Below are 22,885 nucleotides of genomic sequence, written 5' to 3'. Positions count from 1 at the left end.
GTCTCAAGCCATTAGACCTGCACCCGGCGCAGTTGTTGCGTAGTTTGAATGGCGCGACTCAATTTGGCGGCGTATTCAGGGTCGGTGGCATAGCCCGCTTTTTGCAGACCACTGGCAAAGGCATGTGCGGAGCCGGTTTGGGTGCGTACTTTTTCGTAGCGTGGGCTCTCAGAGATCAGTCGGGCATAGTCTTTGAAGGAGTCTTCCACTGAGTCGTAGGCTCTGAAGCGGGCCACGCGCTTTTGCGGTGTCCCGTCGATGTATTCAGTCGTAGTGACTTCTGCTACTTTGCCGGTCCAACCAGCCCCCGCCTTGATACCAAACAGGTTGTTGGCCAGCGCGCCACCCTTCATTTTGATTTGGAATTGACCCCACCCGGTTTCATGGCCCGCCTGGCCCAGCATAAAGCTGGCAGGAATGCCACTTTCCTTTTCAACCTTGGCGGCAACGTCAGAGTGTTGCCGCACAAAGTTCGCCTGAGTCTCCGTAGGGCGGCGGCCGGTCGTGGGTTGCGTGCGCGCTTCAGTTTTGAGCTTGAGCTCGCTGGTGAGCTTCAGGGTGGCTGGGTCGGCATTTGTCTCGATCGCGCCAGTGGTGTTGCCAGAGCCGTTGGTGTTGGCGGTGACCGGTGCCACCCCCATTTGGCGGGTGAGTTGCTGCGCAATCAGGTCCGACAGGCCACCTGGTTGGCCAGACATCTGAACTGCAAATTGTTGGTCCAGCAAATCGGTGCCTAGGTCTCCGCCTGGGCTGTCGAGCATGCCGGATTTGACGGTGGCCTCGCGCATGCTCTTGATGAGCTCACGCATAAACAAGGACTCAAATTGCTTTGCCGTTTCTTTGATCGAATCTGGCGTGGCCTTGCTGGCGTCGTTCTTCAGTGCATTGAGTGTGCGAGCGTCTGCCGCAAGCCCAGAGCTTATGGCGGCTGAATTGCCTTGAATGGAGCCGTAACTCATATCAAATGACCTCCAGTTCAGCGTTGAGCGCACCGGCGGACTTGATGGCTTGCAAGATGGCCAACAAGTCTTGCGGCGTTGCGCCCAAAGCATTCAAAGCTTTAACAACATCGGCCAGTTGGGGTGCTGCAGGCAGCTGAATGAGCTTGCCAGGTTCTTGTTTGATTTCAATGCTGGACTTTTCAGTCACCACTGTTTGGCCGCCCGAAAGCGCATTGGGTTGGCTGATGACGGGTGTAGACGAAATGCTCACCGAGAGGTTGCCGTGCGCGATCGCGCAAGGGCCCAGCGAGACCGCTTGGTTTAGCACAATGGAGCCCGTGCGGGAGTTAATGATGACTTTGGCAGCGGCTACAGATCCGTCTACCTGCAGCTCTTCCATGTCGGCCAAGAACGTCACGCGCTCATTAGGGTCTGTGGGGGCTTTGACTTGCACGGTCCGTCCGTCTAGTGCCTGCGCTACGCCGTTGCCAAAGCGCCGGTTGATCGCCTGCGCCACTTTGCGGGCGGTTTGAAAGTCGGTTGCGTTCAGGCTGAGGTTGACGTTGGGACCCGACTGAAGTGCGGTGGGAACAGCACGCTCTACTTGGGCCCCATCAGGGATACGCCCCGCACTCAGATGGTTGACCGTGACCTTGCTGCCACCTGCGGCCGCACCAGCGCCGGCCACAATGAGGTTGCCTTGCGCCAGTGCATACACCTCCCCGTCAGCGCCTTTGAGCGGCGTGGCAATGAGGGTGCCACCTTTGAGTGATTTGGCGTTGCCCAAGGAGGAGACGTTAATGTCCAGCAACTGCCCCGGCCGCGCAAATGCGGGGAGTTGTGCTGTGACCAACACGGACGCCACGTTCTTTAGTTGCAGCTGGGTCAGGGCCGCCGGCGTGAGTGTCATGCCCAGCTGCTGCATGTAGTTGGTCAAACCTTGCGTGGTGTATGGCATCTGTGTGGTTTGGTCGCCCGTACCCTCTAGTCCCACCACGAGTCCAAAGCCCGTGAGCTGGTTGCTGCGCACACCCTCGATGGCCGCCACTTCTTTGACCCGCGCTGCTTGTGCGGTACCTGCAAGCCCCATGCACAGCGCAAGGCTCAGCAAGGTCAGCACCAGTACGCTACGCGCGTAACCTTGGGGGCCGCTGCGCAATTGGCCTGCATGGGGGGCAATGGCAGTAGGGGTTTTCATATGCTGCAATCGGCTTGGGCTGGGTCCGACAAGACCCATCACCCTCGGCACTATTGTTGAATTCTTTAGAAGGGTTGAAGGCTTAAAAAGAGCCTAGATAGCCAGCCAACTGTCTGGGCTTCACCTTGGGCGCCTCGCCCTTTGGACTCAATGCGCACATTGGCCACTTGGGTGGACGACACGACGCTGCCCGGTTGTACCAAGCGTGGGTCCACCGTGCCGGAGAAGCGCAACACATCCACGTTTTGGTTCACGCCAATCTGCTTTTCACCCGCCACCACCAAATGCCCGTTGGGGAGCACTTCGATCACGGTTGCGGTGATGGAGCCCGTGAATGTGTTGGCGCTTTCAGTGCCGCCTTTGCCTGAGAAGTTGTTGTTGGTGGCGGCACCCACGTCAAACTTGCCCAAGCCCGGTGCCGTTTGGAGGGGGAGCGCTTTGATGGACGAGTCAATCGATGACGTGCGGTTCACGGTGGAGGTGGACTTTTGGCTGGCCGTCACGTTTTCCACAATTTGCACGGTCACCGTGTCGCCCACTTGCCGCGCCCTGCGGTCCTCAAAAGAGGGGCGGTAGCCTGCAGCTTGGTAAAGGCTTCCGGTTGCAGGCTTGCTTTCGGCTGCAGCGTTGGGCATGGGCGCTGCGACTTTAGGTTCTGCAAAATCCACAGCCACTTTTTGTGGCAAGGTTTGGCAGGCGCTACAGGCCCACGCCACGCCCAAGGCCATGGCTGTTCTGAAGCAGCGCGGCCATTTATTCAGGGGTTGAGTGTGTGGCATGTAGGTCTCCTGGGGCTAGAGCTGTCCAAGTTTTTGCAGCATTTGGTCTGAGGTTTGAATGGCTTTGGAGTTCATTTCATACGCCCGCTGGGTCTGGATCATGGTGACCAGCTCTTGCACCACGTTCACATTGGACGTTTCCAAGAAACCCTGCATCACAGTGCCCATGCCGTTGGCGCCAGCCGTCCCTACGTTCGGTTGCCCAGAGGCCGTGCTCTCGGCAAAGACGTTTTGCCCTTTGGGCTCTAGCCCTGCGGGGTTGATAAAGCTGGCCAGTGTGATGGTGCCAATCGGTTGGGGGTTGACCGTGCCCGGAATCTGCGCGGTGACTGCGCCATCAGACCCGATGGCGACGCTGGTTGCGTTCGCTGGTATGGTGATGCCGTTGAGCACGGGCAGGCCCGTCGTGGTGACCATGCGGCCTTGGTTGTCGATCTGGAAAGACCCATCGCGGGTATAGCCAATGGTGCCGTCAGGCATCGTTAGCTGGAAGAAACCATTGCCCTGGATCGCAACATCCAAGTTGTTATTGGACTGCTGCACATTGCCTTGAGAAAACGTGCGGCTGGTGGCTACGGTGCGAACACCTAAACCAATCTGCAGGCCTGTGGGCAGGGTGGATTGTTCCGACGTGTTGGAGCCCACTTGGCGCAGGTTTTGGTACATCAGGTCTTCAAACACCGCGTGCGATTTTTTGAAGCCCGTGGTGGATACGTTGGCCAAGTTATTGGAAATCACGTCCAGCTGCATTTGCTGGGCTTCCATGCCGGTTTTAGAGATCCAGAGGGAGTTGATCATGGTGTTTATCCTTGCAAGCCTAGGAGCTGGGCGGCAGAGCGGTCATTCGATTCCGCAGATTGCATCAGCCGGGTTTGTACTTCGAACTGACGGGCGGTTTGGATCATTCCCACCATGGCTTCGATCGGGTTGACGTTGGAACCCTCAAGCACACCCACTTGCAGACGTGCGTTGTCGTCGTTGTTCAACGGGTCTCCGGATAGGCTTCTGAACAAGCCGTCGTCGCTGCGCTTGAGTGGGTCGTCGGCGTTGGGGCTCACGAGTTTGAGGCGGCCAATGGCGTTGGCGGGTTGGTTGCCCACCTTGGCGCTGACACCGCCGTCATGCCCAATGGATACTTCGGCCCCGGGTGGCACCGTGATGGGTGACCCCCCGTTGTTGAGCACAGGCAGGCCACTGCCTGTGACCAATGTGCCGTCGGTCGATACTTCGAAATGCCCGCTGCGGGTGTAGGCCTCGGTGCCGTCCAAGCCTTGCACGGTGAACCATGAGTTGCCGGTGGCCATGGCGTCCAGGCTACGGTCGGTGCGCATGGCGGGTCCAGGCAGATCTGAGTGACCCGCTGTCGCTTCCAGTGCAAAGACGCGTGTAGTTGCTCCGTCCCCGCGCAAGGGGACCGCACGGTAGGTGGCGAGCTGCGCGCGAAAGCCCGGCGTAGACGCATTGGCCAAGTTGTTGGACAGCACGGCTTGCCGACTCGCCGCCGCGTTGGCGCCTGTCATGGCGGTGTAGATAAGGCGGTCCATAAGGGGCTTTCGTTACAAGCGGGTTAGCGCAAATTGACCAAGGTGCTAAGCGTTTGGTCTTGCGTCTTGATCGTTTGGGCGTTGGCTTGGTAGTCACGCTGGGCGGTCATCATGTCGATGAGCTGCGCGGTCAGGTCCACATTGGAGTCTTCGGTCGCCCCTGAGCGCAGCTTGCCAAAGTTACCCGTGCCGGGCGAGCCTTGAATGGGTTGGCCAGATGCGGCGGATTCGGTCCATGCGCCTGCTCCAATCGGGACCAAACCCTGCACGTTGCGAAAGTCAGCCAAGGAAATTTTGCCGCGCGCCTGGGTTTGACCGTTGGAGTACTGGGTGGTCAAGACACCTTGGTCGTTGATGGTGACCGCGGTTAGGTTGCCCGCGGTATAGCCGTCTTGGGTGAGGCTTGAGACGGCAAAGGGGGTGCCGTACTGGGATGCCGTTTTGATGTCTAGTGTTGCGGTGAACTGGCCCGGTGGCGTGCTGGCCAGATTGACATTGGGATTCTGGGAATACAGCTTGATGTCGATGGGGGTGAGCGGCGCAGTAATCTTGCCGTTGATGTCAAAGCTGACAGAGGGTGACGGCGGCACAGCGTTCAATCCGGTAACGGCTTTGGGCGGCAAGGGGGTCGTAGTGGTGGACAAGGGGTCTGGCATATAAATGTCCCATTTGTCTGCGCCCACTTTGGTGAAGTAGAGGTCAATAGGGACCGGTACGCCTTGTGAGTCATAGCCTGTGAGGGTGGTTCCATACGTTCCAATCGGTACCGGAGGGGTTGCTGTGGCAGCAATGGCAGCGCGCGAGTCTAAGTTGAACTCGGCAGAGACTGCGGTGGTGGCTTTTGCGGGAATGGGCGCACCGGTGGGAACGGTGAGCTTTTGAATTGTGGTGCTGGTGGTCACGCCCAGCAGCGTGGTGGGGTAGCCCATGAGGTTGGCACCTGAGTTGGTGACAATCGCCCCGGTGTTGGTCAGTTTGAACTGGCCATCGCGTGTGTAAGCGGGTGAGCCGTCTTTCTGGGTGATTTGGTAGAAGCCTCCACCGTTAATGGCGACATCCAGTGAATTGCCCGTGATGTTGATCGTGCCTTGCGAGAACTGTTGCGACACAGCGCCTACGGCGACACCAATACCACCACCCGCACCGCCACCTCCGCTGGGCCCTAGCGCAGAGGCTACCAATTCGTTGAACTCTACACGCGATACCTTCATGCCCACGGTGTTGGCATTGGCAATGTTGTTGCCGATCACGTCTAGGCGCTTGCCCGAGGCATTGAGGCCAGAAAGCCCGGTTTGAAATGACATGGTAGTTTCCTTGAACGATGGACGGGTCAGGCAGTGGTAGTTAGAAACACGCTACAAAATGGCTTTGATGTCGGCATAGGCCACCGCTGCGCGGCCTTTGGTTTGCAAGCTCATGGCACCGTTGTTGGTGCCCACCGATACGACCGTGTCGCGCGAGTAGGCGGTGGTGGTCATGGCGTCATTACCCTGCGTGGCTGTGACTTTGAAGGTGGGTGTTCCGCCTGCGGCGTACTTGGATGCATCCCATGTAAAGTCATTGCGCCCTGCGCTTTTCGCGCCTAAATTGAGGGTGTCGACCAACTTGCCTCCCGGGCTGATGATCTCCACGGACACCTTGCTTGCGTTGCTAGGCAGTTCGATCGTGCCTTTTGCGACACCGTTAGTGATGGAGAGCTTGTTGTCTTGAATCAAGATGTCACGACCGATCATGCTGGACCCTTGCATGACTTGAAGCTCAGAAAACTGGCTGCCCAAGGTTTTGACCGTCTCATTGAGTTGGGTCAGGCCTGATACCGTGTTGATCTGCGCCAGCTGGCTGGTCATTTGTGCGTTGTCCATGGGGTTCATGGGGTCTTGGTTGTTGAGCTGCGCAACCAAGAGCTTCAAGAAGCGGTCTTGCGAAGCATCGGCATCGCTTTGGCCAGTTTTCTTCTTGGTGTTTCCAGCATCGGCCAATGCGGCGATGGGGTCTTTGGATGTCACGGGTGTGGTCGTTGCCATGGTCGCGTCCTCGGTTTATTGACCCATTTGCAGGGTTTTGAGCATCAAGGTCTTGGCGGTATTCATGACTTCGACGTTGTTTTGGTATGAGCGTGAGGCAGAGATCATGTTGACCATCTCCTCCACCGGGTTCACGTTGGACTGGAGCACGTAGCCGTCTGCGTCCGCGGACGGATGGCTGGGGTTGTGCACCCGTTTCATGGGTTCATTGCTTTCGCGAATGGCGCTCACCTTCACGCCGGAAGATGCGTCTGAGCCCATGGGCACGGTCTCAAAGACCACTTGGCGCCCTTTGTAGCCTTGACCATCAGGCCCAGCAACCGCATCCGCATTGGCCAGATTGCTGGCCACCACGTTGAGTCGCTGCGATTGCGAACTGATCGCACTGCCCGAAACATTGAAGATACTAAACATGGACATGGTCTGACTCCTAGGGCGAAACTTGCCTACTGACCTTGAATGGCACTCAAGAGTGTTTTAGAACTGCCGTTAATGAAGCGAAGGGTGGCCTCATACCGCACCGAGTTGTCCACGAAGTTGGCGCGTTCGCGGTCCAGGTCCACACTGTTGCCATCCATGGCAGGTTGGGTTTGTATGGTGTAGTTGAGCTTGGGGCCACCAGCTTTGTCCATGGTGCTTTGCAGTGGTATGTGGTTGGGATGGGTTGTGCCTTCGCTCGTGGCCCCTCTGGCGGGTGTTGGCGCCAGTGCGGCGGACTCTTCAGCGGCATTCATGGCTTCTTTGAAGTTGATGTCGCGGCCCGCATAACCGGGCGTGTCAGCGTTGGCAATGTTGCTGGCAATGACGCGCTGACGCTCAGAGCGAAGCACCAAAGCTTTGCCTTGGAAGTCCAAGGCCTGTGTCAAATTGGCAAACATAAGTCACCCCATCATCAAAACCGCTGATGCACGACAAGGGCATGCAAAGCGTTGAATCGATTATGGGAAAAACTTGAATTTTTGAGCCTGTGAATTGGCGGTGGAAAGGCGTGCTTTTGCGTTAAATGGTTCGTGTGCTTGCGCCTACATTGGCCCAGTGCGCTATTGGAACAAGCGCGAACTTCAAGTTTCTCCACCCTAAAAACTACTGTTATGACACCGTTTCGCAACCGCCTCACCCACGCACTGCCGCTCGCGCTTGGCTTGGCGCTAGCGGGGGCTTGCCTGAATGTGCAGGCGCAGGTCCCCAACTACAGTGACTTGCAAGCCGCGGTGGAAACTTGGGCACGTGCAGCGGTTGCCAGCAATGTGGCAGCTTCTGGAACAGCCGTGCGTACCGAAGTCACCGTAGGGGGTATCGATGGTCGCTTGAAGTTGGCCCCTTGCGGCAACGTGGAGGCCTACTTGCCAGTAGGCTTGCGTTTGTGGGGCAAGACCCGGGTCGGTGTGCGCTGCATGGACGGCATGGTGCGCTGGAATGTCACCATGCCCGCCACAGTCAAAGCCTTAGGCACTGCATGGGTTGTAAAAAACCCGGTGGCATCGGGTGCCGTGATTGGTCCCACTGATATGGTGGAGACCGAGGTAGATTGGGCGGAAGAAGTTTCTCCTGTGCTAACCGACCGCTCCGCTTGGGTGGGGCAGGTGGCAACCCGCCAACTCGGCACTGGGCAAACTTTACGCCAAGGCATGGTGAAGCCAGCGCAAGTATTTCAAGCCGGCGCGCAAGTGCGGGTGGTAGCGCAAGGCCCCGGATTTTCGATCTCTTCCGACGCCCAGGCACTTTCCGCTGGAATCTTGGGGCAACCCGCCCGCGTGCGGATGGACAATGGCCGCGTGGCGACCGGGGTAGTGATGGATGTCCATACAGTAAGAATTGACCTGTAAAGCCCTGTCTTTTCAAAAAAAAGCTAAAGTACGTTGCAGCCCGGCCGATAACACTCGTACGAGGCTACGCTTATCGTAGTTTTGGAGAACGTGATGAAAATAGGTCAACCCTCAGAACTTCCTGCTCTTGTGTCTCAAGTTAATGCGCCCGCAGCCCAAAAGGCAGGGGCGGCATCGACCGCAAAAACGCAAGCCAATGCTCCCGCCAGCACCAAGTCGGCTGGAGTTGCGGTAACGGTATCCACCCAAGCGCGCGCGCTGGAGCAAGCGGACGTGGCGGAGGTCGATACCCAGAAGGTTGCAAAAGTGCGCACGCAAATTGAGCAAGGCACTTACAAAGTTAACGCTGAAGCGATTGCCGACAAGTTGTTGTCCAACGCACAAGAGATGCTCAAACGCACCACAAGTTGAGCCCACAGCAGCCGCCTGCCAAACACGTTGAAGGTTCGCAAACATGTTGAATGACCCTGTGTCACTTCAGTTAGACCAACTGGAGCTTCAGTTCTCCCAAGCTTCTGAGGCCTTGTTGTCAGGCAGCTCGGACGATATTCAGCTCGCTAGCGTGAGTTTGCAAAAGGGCGCAGTGGAATTGCTTCAATTGGTGGACGAATTAGGCCGCAATCGTTTGGACAAGCTGCGCCATGCTGAGCGGCTGCACCTGTTGGCGGCTGGTATTTCGGTGTTGCGCGAGAACTTACTCAGGCGTGCTGCATTTGTGGAGCAAGGTTTGCAAATCTTGATGCCATCTGCCAAGCGCACCACCTATAGCCCAGTGATTGGGCCTTATGGCAGTTCGAGTGTGGGTGCAAAGAGGGGTGCCATGGCTTGATCAGCCAGGCCATAAAAAAACCACCCATTGGGTGGTTTTTTTATGGGTGTAACGGTGTGCTTTCGGTCTTAGTGGGTGCGCATTTTGGCTCTCAGCCGGGCAATGGATTGGCTATGCAGTTGGCACACGCGGGACTCCGTGACGTCTAGCACTGCGGCAATCTCCTTGAGGTTCATGTCTTGTTCGTAGTACATGCTCATGATGTGCTGCTCCCGTTCCGGTAGACCCTTAATAGCCGCAACCAAAGCTGCGCGAATACGTTGATCGCGTAGCATGTTGAGAGGGTCTGCATCCGTATCCGCCACATGCCGATCTAAGAAGGTGTCGTCGTCTTCATTGCGGCGTGACATGTCTTCTAGATACACCAGCTGCGTGCCACGAACTTTGCCAAGCAGAGACTGGTAGTCACCCAAACTCATGCCTAGCTCCTTGGCAATCTCTGATTCAGCGGGGCTGCGGCCCAACTGGTGCTCTAACTTGCGCATGGCTGTTTCAATGTCTTTTTGGCTTTTTCTAGAGCCTCGGGACATCCAGTCGTTTTCGCGCAGCTCGTCAAGCATGGCGCCTCGAATGCGCTGGGTGGCGAAGGTCTCAAACTGAACGCCCTGCGCTGACTCGTAACGTGTGAGCGCGTCGGATAGTCCAATCAGGCCCACTTGAATCAAGTCATCCACCTCCACACTGGCGGGGAGCTTGGCCATCATGTGGTGTGCCAAGCGTCGAACAAGCGGCTGGTATTGTTTGATCAGCGCGTTGCGATCCATTTGGCCTTTTGCGGTGTACATCAATGGCTCCCAACGCGTTGGCCACTCGTGTGGGCCAGTGAACCGGCTTGAGCGGGGTGACTTACACAATCAGCGCTAAGTTGCAAGGTGTTTTCCAGCATGCGAAGTGCTAAGTTTTGAATGTCTACACACGGTCTGTCGTCATCAAAAGGCGCTTCAATTTGCAGGGCCGTCAGCCCATAGCCCAGAAAGTTTTTGGCACATTCGGTCAGACTGTTGGCTACGTTGCCCAACTTGTTCGGTGGGAGTGCACCTTGCCGATGCGCCATTTCCACAATGGTAGGCTCTAGCCGTCCGTTAAGCAACAAGTGCTTCAAAGAGCGGTAGCTAGTAATGAGCGACGAGCGCAAGGGCGTGAGTACCAGCAATGGGGAGATGCCTGTGTCATACAGCAGAGGAACCAAGCAGTCTGCGCTGTCGTAGATCAAAACAATGCCCTCGTTTTGGAAAAGCTGATGCAAGTAGGCGAGCGTTTGGGCTTGCGAGTCCGCCATGCTTCCTAGGCTACGCAAACCCAAGCCCGCCGGAATGATGCTCCATGCGGGCACGTCTTCTTTGTCGTCGGACGTCCAGTAGCCGTTTTCTAGGTATTGTTCTAGGCCTGGATTGGCCTCGGACTCTCGGGTTGTTCCATCGAGTACGGTGACAGCATAGCCAAAGTCAACCAATGCGGCGCATAGTCGCCAAAGTAGGGGGAGCTCAGATTGCTCGTCCCCATGGCTTACCACCGCCATGAGCTTAGGTGCCGGCGGTTCGGCAAGTTCCAGCAAGCCTGCGGCTTGGTTCAATGGTTTTTCAAGCATCAAATGCCCCCTTGCTGGCAGGTGCGTACGCAGCAGGGTTGAAGAAAAGATTGAGATCTCCAATTTTGGGGTCGAAGGCGGAGGTGGTAGCTGCGCGCATGGAGGCGCGCACAAGCTTGGAGGCATTGGCAGGCTCCCAGTCCTCAGGGACCCGCTGCCCGGTGGTCACGCCGCGCACGGTTAGCTGGTGGCGAATGGCTGCGTCAATGGCGGGCCCTAGTTTGACCGCTTCATCGATCTTCGAAAAGATAACTTGGGGGCTGCCTGGTGTTTTGAATGCGGAAACAACTTCTTCTAGCGTGTCCCCATGACCGCCAGCATTCAGTACCAGTAGGCGCTTGATGTCTGGTAGCTCCAACAGATCCAGCATTTCACGTTTGCGAGGGTCGCGTGGTGCGAGGCCTGTGGTGTCGATCAACACCAATTTCTTGTTGGATAGCAGTCCCAGTAGGTCTTGCAAGGCGGCGCGGTCATGCGCGAGGTGCGCCACCACACCGAGCATCTTTCCGTAGGCCCGGAGTTGTTCTTGCGCTCCAATGCGGTAAGTGTCTAGCGTAATCAAACCGACGCTGCTGGGTCCGTTGGTGCGCGCGCATATGCCTGCGAGTTTGGCTGCGGTGGTTGTCTTGCCAACTCCGGTGGCTCCAATCAGCGCGAAGATGCCGCCCTCTTCTTGAATGGCCGGCGCATCTGCGTCGGTGCGCAGATTGCGTTCGAGCACGTCCATGACCCAGCGCACGGTTTGTGATGCATCCATCTCTTCTGGCATGCGTTCCAGGATCGTTCGTGCCAGCGTAGGCGAGTAACCAGCCCGTATGAGTTTGAGCATCATGTTGGACTGAATGGGGTTTTGGCGGGCCTGGCCCAACCATGCCAAGGTGTTGAACTTGTCTTCAATCAGCTCCTTCATGGCGTGCAGTTCCGTCACGATCTCTTTGGGCAAACCAGTTGTTGTGTTGGTCAGAGTCGGTACTTTGCGGAGCGCAGCAGGTTTTGCTTGCTGTGGTGATTCCAGTATTTCAAACCCGTGGGCAGATGCAGCCCTAGGCCGCTCCACTGTTTTGACGGTCTTGATCGGCGCAACGGGCTCGGCGGGCGCGCTCTCGCTGCGCTTTCTGAGCATGCGTTCACGCACATAGTCTTGAAAGGACAGCGTGCTCATGGACAGCTGGCTGGCGTCATCTTCTACCTTGCTTGCCACCTGCTGGTACGTGGGCGGCGCGCCATTGCGCGCAAGGCTTATTTTTTTGCCCCCGTCTAACCCTTCCCCGCGGTCGAGTGCCTCCAGAGTTTCTTCAGCGGTGGCGACGACTTCGACCCCGTTTTCTGTCGGGCGGTTAAACAGAATCAAAGTGCCCTCTCCAAATACGAGACGGGCTTTTGCGAGTGCCTCGCGCGAGGTGGGTGCGGTAAAACGTTGGATGTTCATGATGTTGCACCTCTCAAAATGGGGCCGATACGGATAGTGTGGGTCTCTGGAATCTCACTGTGCGAGAGCACCTGAAGCCTTGGTGCCACGCGCCGCACTAGACGGGAGATGGCACTGCGAATTTGGTCTGGCACCAATAAGCAGGCGGGGACACCAATCTCCTCTTGTTTCATGGCGGTTTCGGCCGCTGTGCGTGTGAGCATGTCTGCAACGCCAGGGTCCAAAGCGGGGCCATTGTTGTTGCCCAAAGCCTGGACCAGCAAACGCTCAAGGCCCGGGTCAATTGCGATGACGTTGAGCTCTTTCACAGGGCCATAGATTTGCTGCACGATGGCGGGAGACAAAGCCACTCGCACCCGACGCGCCAGCTCGGCAGGGTCGCTCACGGTTGTGGCATGTTCGGCAATGGACTCAATGATGGTGCGTATGTCGCGGATGTGCACAGACTCGTCCAGCAGCAGCTGCAGGACTTTCTGGAATACAGCAACGGAGACCATTTTGGGTACTACCTCTTCAATCAATTTGGGCGCCAACTTCGCTACGTGTTCTACAAGCTGTTGTGTCTCAGTTCTGCTTAACAACTTGGATGCCTGTACTTGCATCAAGTGTGACAAATGGGTGGCCATCACAGTCTCGGAATCAACCACCGTAAACCCGGCCATTTGCGCTGCTTCTTTTTGCATGTCGTCGATCCAGTGCGCGGGAAGCCCAAACGCTGGGTCGGTGGTAGCGGTGCCAATCAGAGGCGTAGTAATCCCACCAGGGTTGATGGCGAGGTACATATTGGGAAAGGCCTCGCCTTCGCCGACGATCACTCCGCGCAAGGTGATGCGGTAGGCACTGGGTTTAAGCTCCAAGTTATCGCGTACATGCACAGGAGGGGGCAGAAAGCCTACCTCTTGGGCAAACTTGCGCCGCACGCCCTTGATGCGTGTCAGCAAGTCGCCTTGGCGTGTTTTGTCGACCAAGGCAATCAGGCGGTAGCCAAGCTCCAGGCCCAGTTGGTCCACAGGTTGTAGGTCGTCCCACGAGGCCTCACCATCGCTCACAGGTGCCGGTGCCGCAGCTTGGGGATCCGCAGGAGGTGGCTTGTTGGCAAGCAACCACGCGCCATAGGCAAGCACCGCAGATATGCTCAAAAACACCATGTGTGGCATGTTCGGGATGATGCCCAGAATGAACATGATGGCTGCTGTAATGCCTAAGACCTTGGGGGATGCGAACATCTGTCCCACAATTTGTTTACCGATGTCTTGGTCTTTACCCACCCGAGAGACCACCATGGCGGCAGCGACCGAGATGAGCAAACCTGGAATTTGCGCAACCAACGCGTCACCGACCGCCAGCAAGATATAAGTGTTGGCGGCCTGCGAGGCGGTGAGGTCATGCTGGAGCACACCAATGGCAAAACCGCCGAAGATGTTGATCAGCAAGATCAGGATACCGGCCACTGCATCTCCGCGCACAAACTTGGACGCGCCATCCATCGAGCCGAAGAACTCGGCCTCTTCACCTACTTCGGCACGCCTGCGTTTGGCCTCTTTTTCGTCAATAAGGCCCGCATTCAAATCGGCGTCTACGGCCATTTGCTTGCCGGGCATCGCGTCCAAGGTAAAACGCGCAGAAACCTCCGCAATACGCTCAGCACCCTTGGTCACCACCACAAAGTTGATCACCACCAAAATGGCAAACACGATCAGACCTACTGCGAAATTGCCGCCAATCAAGAAGTGGCCAAAGGCCTCAATCACAGCGCCAGCTGCACCTGGGCCAGTGTGACCTTCTAGCAAAACCACCCGAGTCGAGGCGACGTTCAGCGACAGACGCATCAGGGTGGTGAGCAGCAACACAGAGGGGAATGCTGCAAAGTCTAGCGGCCTGACCATATAGGCCGCCACCATCATCACCATCAGTGCGACTGCAATGTTGAGGGTGAAAAAAGCATCCAAAACGATGGGCGGCAGTGGCAAGACCATCATGGACAAGATCATCACCACCAGCATGGGCGCACCCGCGCCCTTGATGACGTCCGCGTTGCGGCGGTACCAATTTTGAAGTTGTTGGAGTTGCGGGTTCATGGTGTGGCAGCCGCAAGGGTCTTGCTAAGGGGGTCCAGTTCGGGCGGGACAAACGGTTGGGGCACGTCGGCAGGCATAGGGCCCACGCCACGCATGGCCGCACGCAGTTTGTAGACGTAGGCCAATACCTGGGCCACGGCGGTGTACAGCGCGGAAGGAATGTCTTGGTTGAGCTCCGCATTGGCGTACAGCGCCCGAGCAAGCATGGGTGACTGCAGCACAGGTATGGAGTGCTGCTTGGCCAGATCGCGAATCTTCATGGCCAGCAAGTCCGCACCTTTAGAGATCACTTGAGGCGCTTGCATTGTTTTCTCGTCATACCGAATGGCCACCGCAAAGTGGGTGGGGTTCATGACGACAAAATCCGCCTTGGGCACTGCGTTCACACTGCCTTTTTGGGCGAGGTCTCTCTGCCGCTGGCGAATCTTGCCCTTCATCTGCGGGTTACCGTCAGACTCTTTGCCTTCTTGCTTCACCTCTTGGTGTGACATCTTCATTTCATCTTTGTGCAAGAAGATTTGCAAGGGCACATCCACCATGGCGGCGAGCAGTATGACAAGTAGCATCAGGCCCATCCCGGAGGTTAGCCACTTGGTAAGGAATGCGATGATCCCGCTGGACGGTTGCATCACCAGGGCGGCCACCGTTTGTAGGTTGCTTGTCAAAAACATGGTGGCTATCGCAAAAAGTATGCTGGTTAGCAAGCACATCTTTGCGATGGAAATGAGCTTCTTTTTTGTGAAGAGGTTCTTGATGCCAGAGAGCGGGTTGAGTCGCCCAAAGTCGGGCATGAGCGGCTTCAAGCTGTTGACCCAACCGCCCGATCCCACCGCCGCACATATGGCTGCCGCAGAAATGATGACTGCAAAGGCAACACAACCAGCTAGCCCGATGAAGGTCGCATCGCCCAGGCGTGTCACCATGCTGCCCGCTTGTTTGACGGTGGTGGCGTCAAACGAGAAATGCCGGCTAATGGTCTCCTTGAACCGATCAAACAAAACCGGCGCTAAGGTCATGACGCTGACCGCGCCTGCACCCAGCACCGCCAAGTGCGACAGGTCTTCCGAGCGACTTACCTGGCCGTCTTCTTTCGCTTTTTTGAGCTTGCGCTCTGACGCCGGTAAATTGCGATCTTGACTGCCTGATTCCATGATGGCGGGACCCTAAAGTTCCTACCATTGTCGTGAGCGGCCTTGCAAACTAAAGTGCCAAAAGAGGCGGGAAGTCCCGGCTATTTGGCGCTAGCGTTTAGATAGAGGTGTGTGGCGGTTCAAAAAGAAAAAACCCACCTACGCAGTTGGCGGGTGGGTTCTTAGACCTCTATGCGCTCGGTGTGATTTCAATCCAAGCTGCAGACACCCCTCGCATTGGGGGCGACAAAAGCGAAGTACCTACTTGAGTCCGTTTTTGGTCAAGATGTGGTTGACCTTGTCTTCTAGCGTGGCCTTGGTAAATGGCTTGACGATATAGCCTGCCGCACCTTGCTGGGCTGCCAGAACGATGTCCTCTTTGCGCGCCTCCGCTGTCACCATCAGTACGGGGATATGCTTGAGTTTGTCGTCTTTCTTGATTTCCGCCAGCAACTGGAACCCATTCATGTTGGGCATGTTGATATCGCTCACTACAAAGTCAAAACTGCTGTTTTGGAGCTTTTGAAGCGCTGCGACACCGTCTTCCGCTTCGTCTGCTTCGGTATATCCGCTTTCTTTGAGCAAATTGCGAACAATTCGCCGCATCGTGGAGAAGTCGTCAACAATTAAAAAACGCAGTTCTTTGGACATGGATAACTCTTTCGCTAGCGGTTTTTGTATTTGTGTAAGTATGACTGAATTTTCAATCGGTTAGGGCTGTGTTTTTGCACCTGTGGTGGCAATTGGCTTCTCGGTTTCAACCTCCGCATCTAGCGGGATACGGTTTCCCCCCAGCATCCTTAACTCCGCTTCTTTGGTCAATACCAATATGCTAATTCTTCGGTTGCTGGGACTCAAGGGGTTGTCGGGTTCCAGCGGCAAACTCGATGCCATTCCCACGACTCTGACTAACTTGTCATCGGCCATACCCACGGCAGCCAGCTCCCGGCGGGTTGCGTTGGCTCGGTCCGCCGAGAGCTCCCAGTTGCTATAGCCACGCGCGGCGTTGCTGTAGGTGGTTTGGTCCGTATGGCCGTCCAAGCTAATTTTGTTGTCCACTTCGAGCAGTGCTACCCCAATTTCACGCAAGATGTCGCGCATATAGCTCTTGACCGACGCACTACCGCTGTCAAACATGGGACGTCTTTGGTCATCTACGATTTGAATCTGAAGGCCATCAGGCGTGATCTCTAGCTTGATTTGTGAAGAAAATTCAGACAGTTTGGGGTTGCTGGAGATGGCGGCCGCAATCTTTTCGCTGAGAGCCGCCAAGGTTCTCGCATCTTTGCGTGCCAGGTCTGCCTTGGTGGTATCGCCTGACATTTTTCGGGCCTTGTTGTCAGCGCCGTCTCCCCTGCGCGATTGGCCTGCTGATTGGGTCAGGTCATTTCCCCCGCCATTGATAACGCTGTTACTGGCCCCAGCGCCGGAGCCGCCTTGCAAAGCCACTTTGAGCGGAGACTGAAAATAGTCAGAGATGCCCTTTTTGTCACCTTCTGACGTACTGCCCAAAAGCCACATCAGCAAGAAGAACGCCATCATGGCGGTCACAAAGTCGGCGTAAGCGATTTTCCAGGCACCACCATGCGCGGAGTGCCCCCCCTTCTTGACCCGCTTAATGATGATCGGCTGTAGCTTCTTTGCGTCCGTTGCCATGGCAATAAGGTCCGGGCTTTATTTCTTCTTGACGTGGGCTTCTAGCTCAGCGAAGGTGGGGCGCTCAGTGGAGAACAAAACCTTACGCCCGAACTCAATGGCGGTGGACGGGTTGTAGCCCTGCATGCTGGCCAACAAGGTGGTTTTGATGCACTGCAGCTCCTTGCTACCTTCTTCCACTTTTTGTTCCAGTACCCCTGCCAAAGGTTCAGCAAATGCGTAGGCCAACAAAATCCCTAGAAAAGTACCCACCAAGGCAGATCCGATCATGCCGCCCAATACCGCGGGGGGCTGCCCCACCGATCCCATGGTGTTCACGACGCCAAGAACGGCAGCCACAATTCCGAATGCGGGCAAGCCGCCAGCTACGCGCTGAATCGCAGCAACGGCTGCGTGTGCTTCGTTGTGGTGTGTCTCCATCTCGGTGTCCATCAAAGACTCGATCTCGTGCGCGTTTAAATTGCCCGACACCATCATCCGCAGATAGTCGGTAATGAACTCGACCACATGGTGGTCACTCCCAACGACCGGGTATTTTTTGAAAATTTCGGAAGAGTGTGGGTCTTCTACGTCTTTTTCAATGGCCATCAGCCCTTCTTTTCTGGCTTTCTGCAAGATATCGAAAAGCAAGGCCAAAAGCTCCATGTAACGGGCTTTGCTGTAGATGCTGCCTTTAAAGCATGACCCTAAGCCCTTGATCGTTGCTTTTACAACCTTCATTTGGTTGTTGGCCAGAAACGCGCCAATAGTGGCACCACCAATGGTGATCATTTCGAATGGCAGCGCATGCAGGATCACCATGATGTTGCCGCCGTGAAAGATGTACACACCAAACACGCAAACCAAAATAACCAGCCAGCCAATGATTACAAACATAGGTGCATTGTGGTTGCGAAGCCAAGAGCTTCAGGGGTGAATAAACTTGGCTTTTCCAGCCCTGCATCTATCATATCGTCGTGCTGGTGAAATGCTTAAACATTTTTGAAAAACAGGCGGATGCGCCTTTGTATATTGCGCATGCAGCTACCAAAAACATAGCATTAATGCAGCAAGATGCCACCGTGGGCAGCGCCCTTGCCTGCACGTGCGGGGGGAGTGCACAAGCCACATTCAAAATGCCGGGAGTTTTCGTAGGCCTCGCTCACGAAGTGCCCACCACACTTGGAGCATTTGGTCATGGACAGCATGTTGTTGTCAATGAACTTCACCAAGCGCCATGCCCGGGTGATGGTCAACAGGGGCTCGACGCCGCAGGCTGCAATTTGTTCTGTGTACAGCTTGTAGGCTTTCATGATGGCGTCAATGTCGTCCATGGCGCTCACCTTGGTGAGGTACTCATAGGTGTTTTGGAACAGCGACGCATGGATGTTGGGCTGCCATGTCAGAAACCAGTCGGTCGAGAAAGGCAGTTGCCCCTTGCTAGGCGAGCGACCCGCTACCTCTTTGTACAAACGCAGCAATCGCTCATAGGACAAGTCAGTTTCGCTCTCCAGCACTTGCAAGCGCGCACCCAGTTGGATGAGTGCAACCGCACGTTCTACTTGCTTGGAATCGTTCAATACGCTTTTGGTGGCCATGGTGTTCTCCTAATCGTGTGGGGGCTTACATGGCTTCGGCAAAACGGCCGGCCATCAAAATGCTGGCGTGCAGCTTGGTGGTTGCGTCGTTGTCCACTTTGTTAACCGAGTGGTTGGTGAGCAAGTTCCACACCGTGTCGTCGTCCACGCGGAAGCGGCACAGCAACATATTGCAAGAGGAGATTTTGAGAATCTGCGCGGTGGACAAAGCGGCAATCAGGTCAGCAGCCTCGTCTGACATGCCTAGGCGAAACAATGCTTCTGGCTTGTCTTTGCGAATCAGGTTTTGGGCCAACATCAAATAGGTCAGGTTGGCTTCGCGGATTTCCTTCAAAACTTGCTCGTCGTTCATGGTTCTCTCCTGGTTGATTGATCGGCCATTCGGTGAATCGCCTTGAAGTCAATTCTGTTGGGGAGGACCAAAAATCTGAATAAGAAATAGGCTAATCAGGCTGTCAGCACAACGCCAAAAGCCTGTAGGAAAAACACCTACAAGCAGCATCAAACCAAGGTCAAAGTGTGAGCCGCGTGCGCTGCTCTTTGGGCTTATGTGTCAGGCAAATGGTTTGCCAGCGCAGAAGCTTTCATCTTGCTATCGGCTGTGGAGCCTCCAAGCTTTAGACATATCTACTGATCGATCACTGCGAGCATGGTCTCGCCTGCGAACAGATCGCACCGAAGGCGCCAAGCCTCGTGGCGAAGGCCTAGCCTTGGCGCAGCAGTGCCAGCACCCCTTGCGGCAACTGGTTGGCCTGGGCCACCATCGCCGTGCCTGCTTGCTGCAAGATTTGCGTGCGAGACAGGTTGGCGGTTTCCAGCGCGAAGTCTGCGTCTTGAATGCGCGAGCGCGACGCTGCCAAGTTCTCGTTGGTGGTGTTCAGGTTGTCAATGGTGGTTAAAAACCGGTTTTGCACCGCACCGAGCTGCGCGCGGCTGCTGCTGACGGTAGACAAAGCGGCATCGACCACCAAAAGGGCATCTGTGGCGCCGTCGGTCGTGCCAATGTCAATGGCTGATACCGCGGACAAGGTGCTGCCATTGGTTGCGGCTGCAAATAGCGTTCCTGCGGTATCGGTAGCCAAAGAAAAGCCAGTCGATGAATTGAATTTAACGCTGCCGCCAACCGTTGTGACGCTCGTAGCGGTTGCACTTGGCGCAACTTGTATGGTTTGGGATGTGGCAGTATCTGCCCCCTTGATTGTGGCGCCAGTCAATCCCAGTGCTGTACTGATATTGCCTATGCGGATATCGTCGCCAGTCGAGTTCTTCAGTACCAAGTTGCCCACTTTGTCTGCATCGGCGGTGATGCCTGTGACCCCTGTTTGGCTGTTGATGGACTGCGCGATGGAGGCTAAATCAGTGGTAGCGCTTACTGTCGCCGAAATGGTGATGGGGGTGGCATTCATGCCCATTAACTCGAACTGCACCGGTCCTGTTTGCAAAATACCCGATATGGTTGCAGTGTTGCTAGGGACTGCCGTGACTCCGCTTTGGCCGGTGAACGCATTGATAGCTGTTGCAATGGTCTTGGCGCTTGATCCTGCTGCAAGGGTTGTGGTGTTTACCGTTCCATTGCCGGCTACCGTCAGTATTTGAGGGCCTGCAAATCCATTCACAGCGGCTGTCACATTCGCAGCAACGGTTAAGGGACCTGTCTGCGCCGTCGATGCGCTGGCAATGCAGGGTGCCGTGGTGCTCGTGGTTACTTTATTGTTTCCCATGTCAGTCGCCAGCGCACTGCTCACGCTCACCCCAATGGTTTGGTTGGCGTTGGGCCCCACCTGAAACAGCTGCGTGGAGTAGGTTCCGTCCAAAAGCTTGATGCCATTGAACTCGGTTTGATTCGCCACCCGCGCGATTTCTTCTTTGAGTTGCGCCACTTCTTTTTGCAGCGCTTGGCGGTCGCTAGAGCTGTTGGTGCCGTTGGCAGACTGCACCGCCAGTTCCCGTATGCGCTGCAAGTTGGCAGACACGCTGCCCATGGCGCCTTCAGCCACCTGCGCCAACGAAATGCCATCGTTGGCATTGCGCGCGGCTTGGGTGAGCCCGCGGATTTGCGAGGTCATGCGGTCGCTGATGGCTAATCCAGCAGCGTCGTCCTTGGCGCTGTTGATGCGCATGCCTGAGGACAGTCTTTGCATGGATGTTTGCAAAGAGGCTTGGTTCACGCCCAAATTGCGTTGCGCAGTCAACGATGCGACATTGGTGTTAATGGTTGAGGCCATTGCGAAACTCCTAAAAAAGTAAAGCGGCTTCGCCTCCGATTGCAAAGCCTGCTCCAGACCTGCAGACAATCAGTAACGATGGGTAAATTGTGGAGATGCAATGGCTATCCAATGGCGCGATAAGCGCTTGAAAACCGAGGCTGATTTTTCTGCTAAAGGTTTTCTTGATAGGGGTAAACCCTCGAACCTCGGGTCTGTAGGCAAGAAGCTGCGTACATGGTCTTTTAAAAGCCACGACTGCATGCTAAGCAAATGTTTATTGAAACTGGCTCAAGTTTTCTGTTGACAACCCGAAAACAATTCCAACAGGTCCTTTATAGGTCTGCCGTCCGGATGGTGCTCTCGGTGGCGCACCGGTCATAGCGGTCAGTAGCAATGCTGGCGTTGGGATCGGCAATTTGCCGGATTTGGAATGTATTTATAAGGAGTTTTGTCATGGCTTCCACCATCAATACCAATATCAACTCGTTGACGGCGCAGCGCAACTTGAGCGTGAACCAAATGTCCTTGTCTACGTCGATGCAGCGCCTGTCTTCAGGTTTGCGTATCAATAGCGCTAAAGACGATGCAGCGGGCTTGGCTATCAGCGACCGCATGACCGCGCAAATTCGAGGCCAAAGTCAAGCGGCCCGCAATGCCAACGACGGTATCTCTTTGGCGCAAACGGCTGAAGGTGCTTTGGGTGAAATCACCACCAATTTGCAACGCATTCGTGAGCTGGCGGTGCAATCTGCCAACTCCACCAACACCGCGAGTGACCGCGCTTCGCTAGACCTCGAAGTGCAACAACGCATTAAGGAAATTGACCGGGTCTCTTCCCAAACCCAGTTCAATGGGCGCAATTTATTGGACGGCTCTTTCGGCACGGCAGTGTTCCAAGTCGGTGCCAACGTAAGTCAAACCATCGAGCTGGACTTGACTGATAGCAAGCGTACGACCAACCTTGGCCGTCGGGCCGACTACATTGGGTCAGCCGCCACATTTGATGGTACTAAAGCTATTGGCGCGCAGGGGGCAGGCGTCTCTACCGCATCCTTAGCATCTGGTGACTTAAAAATTACGGTTGGCAACAATGCCGAGGTGACGGTCGGTGCCTCCACCGTGACTGCTACTGAAAATGCAAAAGGGCAAACCAGTCAAAGTGCTTTCGCCAAGGTGCGTGCCATCAACCAGGCAGGCGTCCCTGGTTTGAGGGCCGAGGCCAACACTACGATCAAGGCTGCCTACACCACAACCACCGTAGCCTACAGTATGACGATTAATGGGACACAGGTATTCAACGCAGCAGCCTCTGGCTTAACGGGCGAGCAGTTTGCAGAAGGCGTGAATCGAAACGCAGGTGCCACGGGCGTCACAGCGTCTTTTTCAGGCGGGAACATCACCCTCACAGCCGCCGATGGCAGAGACATCATTGTGACGGCGCAGACCAATGACTCAACCGGTTTGGGGGCAGCATCCACCGTGGCAGGCGAAAACAACACGCTCAATGCTGCGCTGACCACTACCGGGACAACAGCCTGGACAGCGGTCGGGACGGTACGGCTTTCCGCCAATGAACGGATTGATCTTGTTGGCGCTGGCGCGGCGGCTGCAGGTTTTGCCGCGGGGGGCTTGGCGCTCGGAAGCAGCTCACTGTATAGTGCATCGGTCACCAGTGTGGCCAACGCCAACAGCACGATTGATGCGATTGACTCAGCACTGGCCGGGGTGAGTACCTTGCGAAGTACGTTTGGTGCTATCCAAAATCGCTTTGAATCTGTGGTCGCCAACTTGGCATCTTCCGTGGAAAACCTCTCCGCATCACGCTCGCGCATTCAAGATGCCGACTTTGCGACAGAAACAGCCAACCTGTCTCGCTCACAGATCTTGCAACAAGCGGGTACGGCGATGGTGGCTCAAGCCAACCAGTTGCCGCAAGGTGTGTTGGCCTTGCTGCGGTAACTGGGTAGCACATTGAAAGAAGCTTAGATTGTGTAAGTAGTTATAGCCAACTTGCTATCAGCGACGACGGGGTTGTACCCGTCGTCGCTGCTCGCGTTGGGGTATTCGGGGGTTTATTCG

The 22,885-nt window shown here is 55.9% G+C and carries 25 protein-coding genes; 4 read left to right on the top strand and 21 right to left on the bottom strand.

The window, feature by feature from the left end:
- Positions 1–11 precede the first annotated feature (11 nt).
- The 9 genes from flgJ to flgB form a co-directional block, all read right to left on the bottom strand.
- The gene (gene flgJ / locus EXZ61_RS19195) at positions 12–959 is read right to left on the bottom strand and encodes a flagellar assembly peptidoglycan hydrolase FlgJ (protein ID WP_142813441.1); all 948 of its coding nucleotides are present in this window, start codon (positions 957–959) and stop codon (positions 12–14) included.
- 1 nt (position 960) lies between these two features.
- Positions 961–2,031, bottom strand: a complete 1,071-nt coding sequence (locus tag EXZ61_RS19190) for a flagellar basal body P-ring protein FlgI (protein WP_237219203.1) — start codon at positions 2,029–2,031, stop codon at positions 961–963.
- Positions 2,032–2,204: 173 nt separating this feature from the next.
- Positions 2,205–2,918, bottom strand: coding sequence for a flagellar basal body L-ring protein FlgH (locus tag EXZ61_RS19185; protein ID WP_237219010.1), 714 nt, complete (start codon positions 2,916–2,918; stop codon positions 2,205–2,207).
- 15 nt (positions 2,919–2,933) lie between these two features.
- Positions 2,934–3,716: a flagellar basal-body rod protein FlgG gene (gene flgG, locus EXZ61_RS19180; RefSeq protein WP_142813438.1), complete on the bottom strand. Its 783-nt coding sequence runs from the start codon at positions 3,714–3,716 to the stop codon at positions 2,934–2,936.
- A 5-nt stretch (positions 3,717–3,721) separates the two neighbouring features.
- Complete coding sequence (locus EXZ61_RS19175) at positions 3,722–4,462, bottom strand: flagellar basal body rod protein FlgF (RefSeq protein ID WP_142813436.1); 741 nt, start codon at positions 4,460–4,462, stop codon at positions 3,722–3,724.
- A 23-nt stretch (positions 4,463–4,485) separates the two neighbouring features.
- Positions 4,486–5,766 carry a flagellar hook protein FlgE gene (gene flgE / locus EXZ61_RS19170; RefSeq protein ID WP_142813434.1) on the bottom strand — a complete coding sequence of 427 codons (1,281 nt, stop codon included), beginning with the start codon at positions 5,764–5,766 and terminating at the stop codon, positions 4,486–4,488.
- A gap of 51 nt (positions 5,767–5,817) precedes the next feature.
- Positions 5,818–6,486, bottom strand: coding sequence for a flagellar hook assembly protein FlgD (locus tag EXZ61_RS19165; RefSeq protein WP_142813432.1), 669 nt, complete (start codon positions 6,484–6,486; stop codon positions 5,818–5,820).
- Positions 6,487–6,501: 15 nt separating this feature from the next.
- Positions 6,502–6,906: a flagellar basal body rod protein FlgC gene (gene flgC / locus EXZ61_RS19160; RefSeq protein WP_142813430.1), complete on the bottom strand. Its 405-nt coding sequence runs from the start codon at positions 6,904–6,906 to the stop codon at positions 6,502–6,504.
- A gap of 26 nt (positions 6,907–6,932) precedes the next feature.
- Positions 6,933–7,364: a flagellar basal body rod protein FlgB gene (gene flgB / locus EXZ61_RS19155; protein WP_142813428.1), complete on the bottom strand. Its 432-nt coding sequence runs from the start codon at positions 7,362–7,364 to the stop codon at positions 6,933–6,935.
- Positions 7,365–7,577: 213 nt separating this feature from the next.
- On the opposite strand from flgB, the gene flgA reads away from it, so the two are divergent.
- The 3 genes from flgA (at position 7,578) to EXZ61_RS19140 (ending at position 9,141) form a co-directional block, all read left to right on the top strand.
- Complete coding sequence (gene flgA, locus EXZ61_RS19150) at positions 7,578–8,312, top strand: flagellar basal body P-ring formation chaperone FlgA (RefSeq protein ID WP_142813426.1); 735 nt, start codon at positions 7,578–7,580, stop codon at positions 8,310–8,312.
- 93 nt (positions 8,313–8,405) lie between these two features.
- Positions 8,406–8,723, top strand: a complete 318-nt coding sequence (gene flgM / locus EXZ61_RS19145; protein WP_142813424.1) for a flagellar biosynthesis anti-sigma factor FlgM — start codon at positions 8,406–8,408, stop codon at positions 8,721–8,723.
- A 43-nt stretch (positions 8,724–8,766) separates the two neighbouring features.
- Complete coding sequence (locus EXZ61_RS19140) at positions 8,767–9,141, top strand: hypothetical protein (RefSeq protein ID WP_142813422.1); 375 nt, start codon at positions 8,767–8,769, stop codon at positions 9,139–9,141.
- A 68-nt stretch (positions 9,142–9,209) separates the two neighbouring features.
- Here the strand turns inward: EXZ61_RS19140 and EXZ61_RS19135 are convergent, their stop codons facing one another.
- From EXZ61_RS19135 to EXZ61_RS22425, 12 genes are all read right to left on the bottom strand, one after another.
- On the bottom strand, positions 9,210–9,926 hold the full coding sequence (locus EXZ61_RS19135; protein WP_142813420.1) for an RNA polymerase sigma factor FliA: 717 nt from the start codon (positions 9,924–9,926) through the stop codon (positions 9,210–9,212).
- Positions 9,926–10,729, bottom strand: coding sequence for a P-loop NTPase family protein (locus EXZ61_RS19130; RefSeq protein WP_142813418.1), 804 nt, complete (start codon positions 10,727–10,729; stop codon positions 9,926–9,928). The genes EXZ61_RS19135 and EXZ61_RS19130 overlap by 1 nt, the downstream gene beginning before the upstream one ends.
- Positions 10,722–12,158 carry a flagellar biosynthesis GTPase FlhF gene (gene flhF, locus EXZ61_RS19125; RefSeq protein WP_142813416.1) on the bottom strand — a complete coding sequence of 479 codons (1,437 nt, stop codon included), beginning with the start codon at positions 12,156–12,158 and terminating at the stop codon, positions 10,722–10,724. Before flhF ends, EXZ61_RS19130 begins: the two co-directional genes overlap by 8 nt.
- The gene (gene flhA / locus EXZ61_RS19120) at positions 12,155–14,236 is read right to left on the bottom strand and encodes a flagellar biosynthesis protein FlhA (RefSeq protein ID WP_142813414.1); all 2,082 of its coding nucleotides are present in this window, start codon (positions 14,234–14,236) and stop codon (positions 12,155–12,157) included. Before flhA ends, flhF begins: the two co-directional genes overlap by 4 nt.
- Entirely contained in the window at positions 14,233–15,387 is a 1,155-nt protein-coding gene (locus EXZ61_RS19115) for an EscU/YscU/HrcU family type III secretion system export apparatus switch protein (RefSeq protein ID WP_142813413.1), read from the bottom strand. The genes flhA and EXZ61_RS19115 overlap by 4 nt, the downstream gene beginning before the upstream one ends.
- Positions 15,388–15,627: 240 nt before the next feature.
- The gene (cheY, locus tag EXZ61_RS19110) at positions 15,628–16,017 is read right to left on the bottom strand and encodes a chemotaxis response regulator CheY (protein ID WP_142813412.1); all 390 of its coding nucleotides are present in this window, start codon (positions 16,015–16,017) and stop codon (positions 15,628–15,630) included.
- Between the two features lie 60 nt (positions 16,018–16,077).
- Positions 16,078–17,022: a flagellar motor protein MotB gene (gene motB / locus EXZ61_RS19105; RefSeq protein WP_142813410.1), complete on the bottom strand. Its 945-nt coding sequence runs from the start codon at positions 17,020–17,022 to the stop codon at positions 16,078–16,080.
- An 18-nt stretch (positions 17,023–17,040) separates the two neighbouring features.
- Positions 17,041–17,898, bottom strand: a complete 858-nt coding sequence (gene motA / locus EXZ61_RS19100) for a flagellar motor stator protein MotA (RefSeq protein ID WP_142813408.1) — start codon at positions 17,896–17,898, stop codon at positions 17,041–17,043.
- A gap of 164 nt (positions 17,899–18,062) precedes the next feature.
- Positions 18,063–18,599, bottom strand: coding sequence for a flagellar transcriptional regulator FlhC (gene flhC, locus EXZ61_RS19095; protein WP_142813406.1), 537 nt, complete (start codon positions 18,597–18,599; stop codon positions 18,063–18,065).
- Positions 18,600–18,624: 25 nt separating this feature from the next.
- Entirely contained in the window at positions 18,625–18,951 is a 327-nt protein-coding gene (gene flhD / locus EXZ61_RS19090; protein ID WP_142813404.1) for a flagellar transcriptional regulator FlhD, read from the bottom strand.
- 352 nt (positions 18,952–19,303) lie between these two features.
- Positions 19,304–20,824, bottom strand: coding sequence for a flagellin N-terminal helical domain-containing protein (locus tag EXZ61_RS19085; RefSeq protein ID WP_142813401.1), 1,521 nt, complete (start codon positions 20,822–20,824; stop codon positions 19,304–19,306).
- A 314-nt stretch (positions 20,825–21,138) separates the two neighbouring features.
- Positions 21,139–21,261, bottom strand: a complete 123-nt coding sequence (locus tag EXZ61_RS22425; protein WP_281063809.1) for a hypothetical protein — start codon at positions 21,259–21,261, stop codon at positions 21,139–21,141.
- Between EXZ61_RS22425 and EXZ61_RS19080 the strand changes: the two genes are divergently transcribed.
- Positions 21,260–22,765, top strand: a complete 1,506-nt coding sequence (locus EXZ61_RS19080) for a flagellin N-terminal helical domain-containing protein (RefSeq protein ID WP_142813399.1) — start codon at positions 21,260–21,262, stop codon at positions 22,763–22,765. The two genes, EXZ61_RS22425 and EXZ61_RS19080, sit on opposite strands and share 2 nt — an antisense overlap.
- Positions 22,766–22,885: the final 120 nt, after the last annotated feature.

It is taken from the genome of Rhodoferax aquaticus (genome assembly GCF_006974105.1).
Taxonomy (GTDB): Bacteria; Pseudomonadota; Gammaproteobacteria; order Burkholderiales; family Burkholderiaceae_C; genus Allorhodoferax; species Allorhodoferax aquaticus_A.
This window is presented reverse-complemented; position numbering and strand designations above follow the sequence as displayed.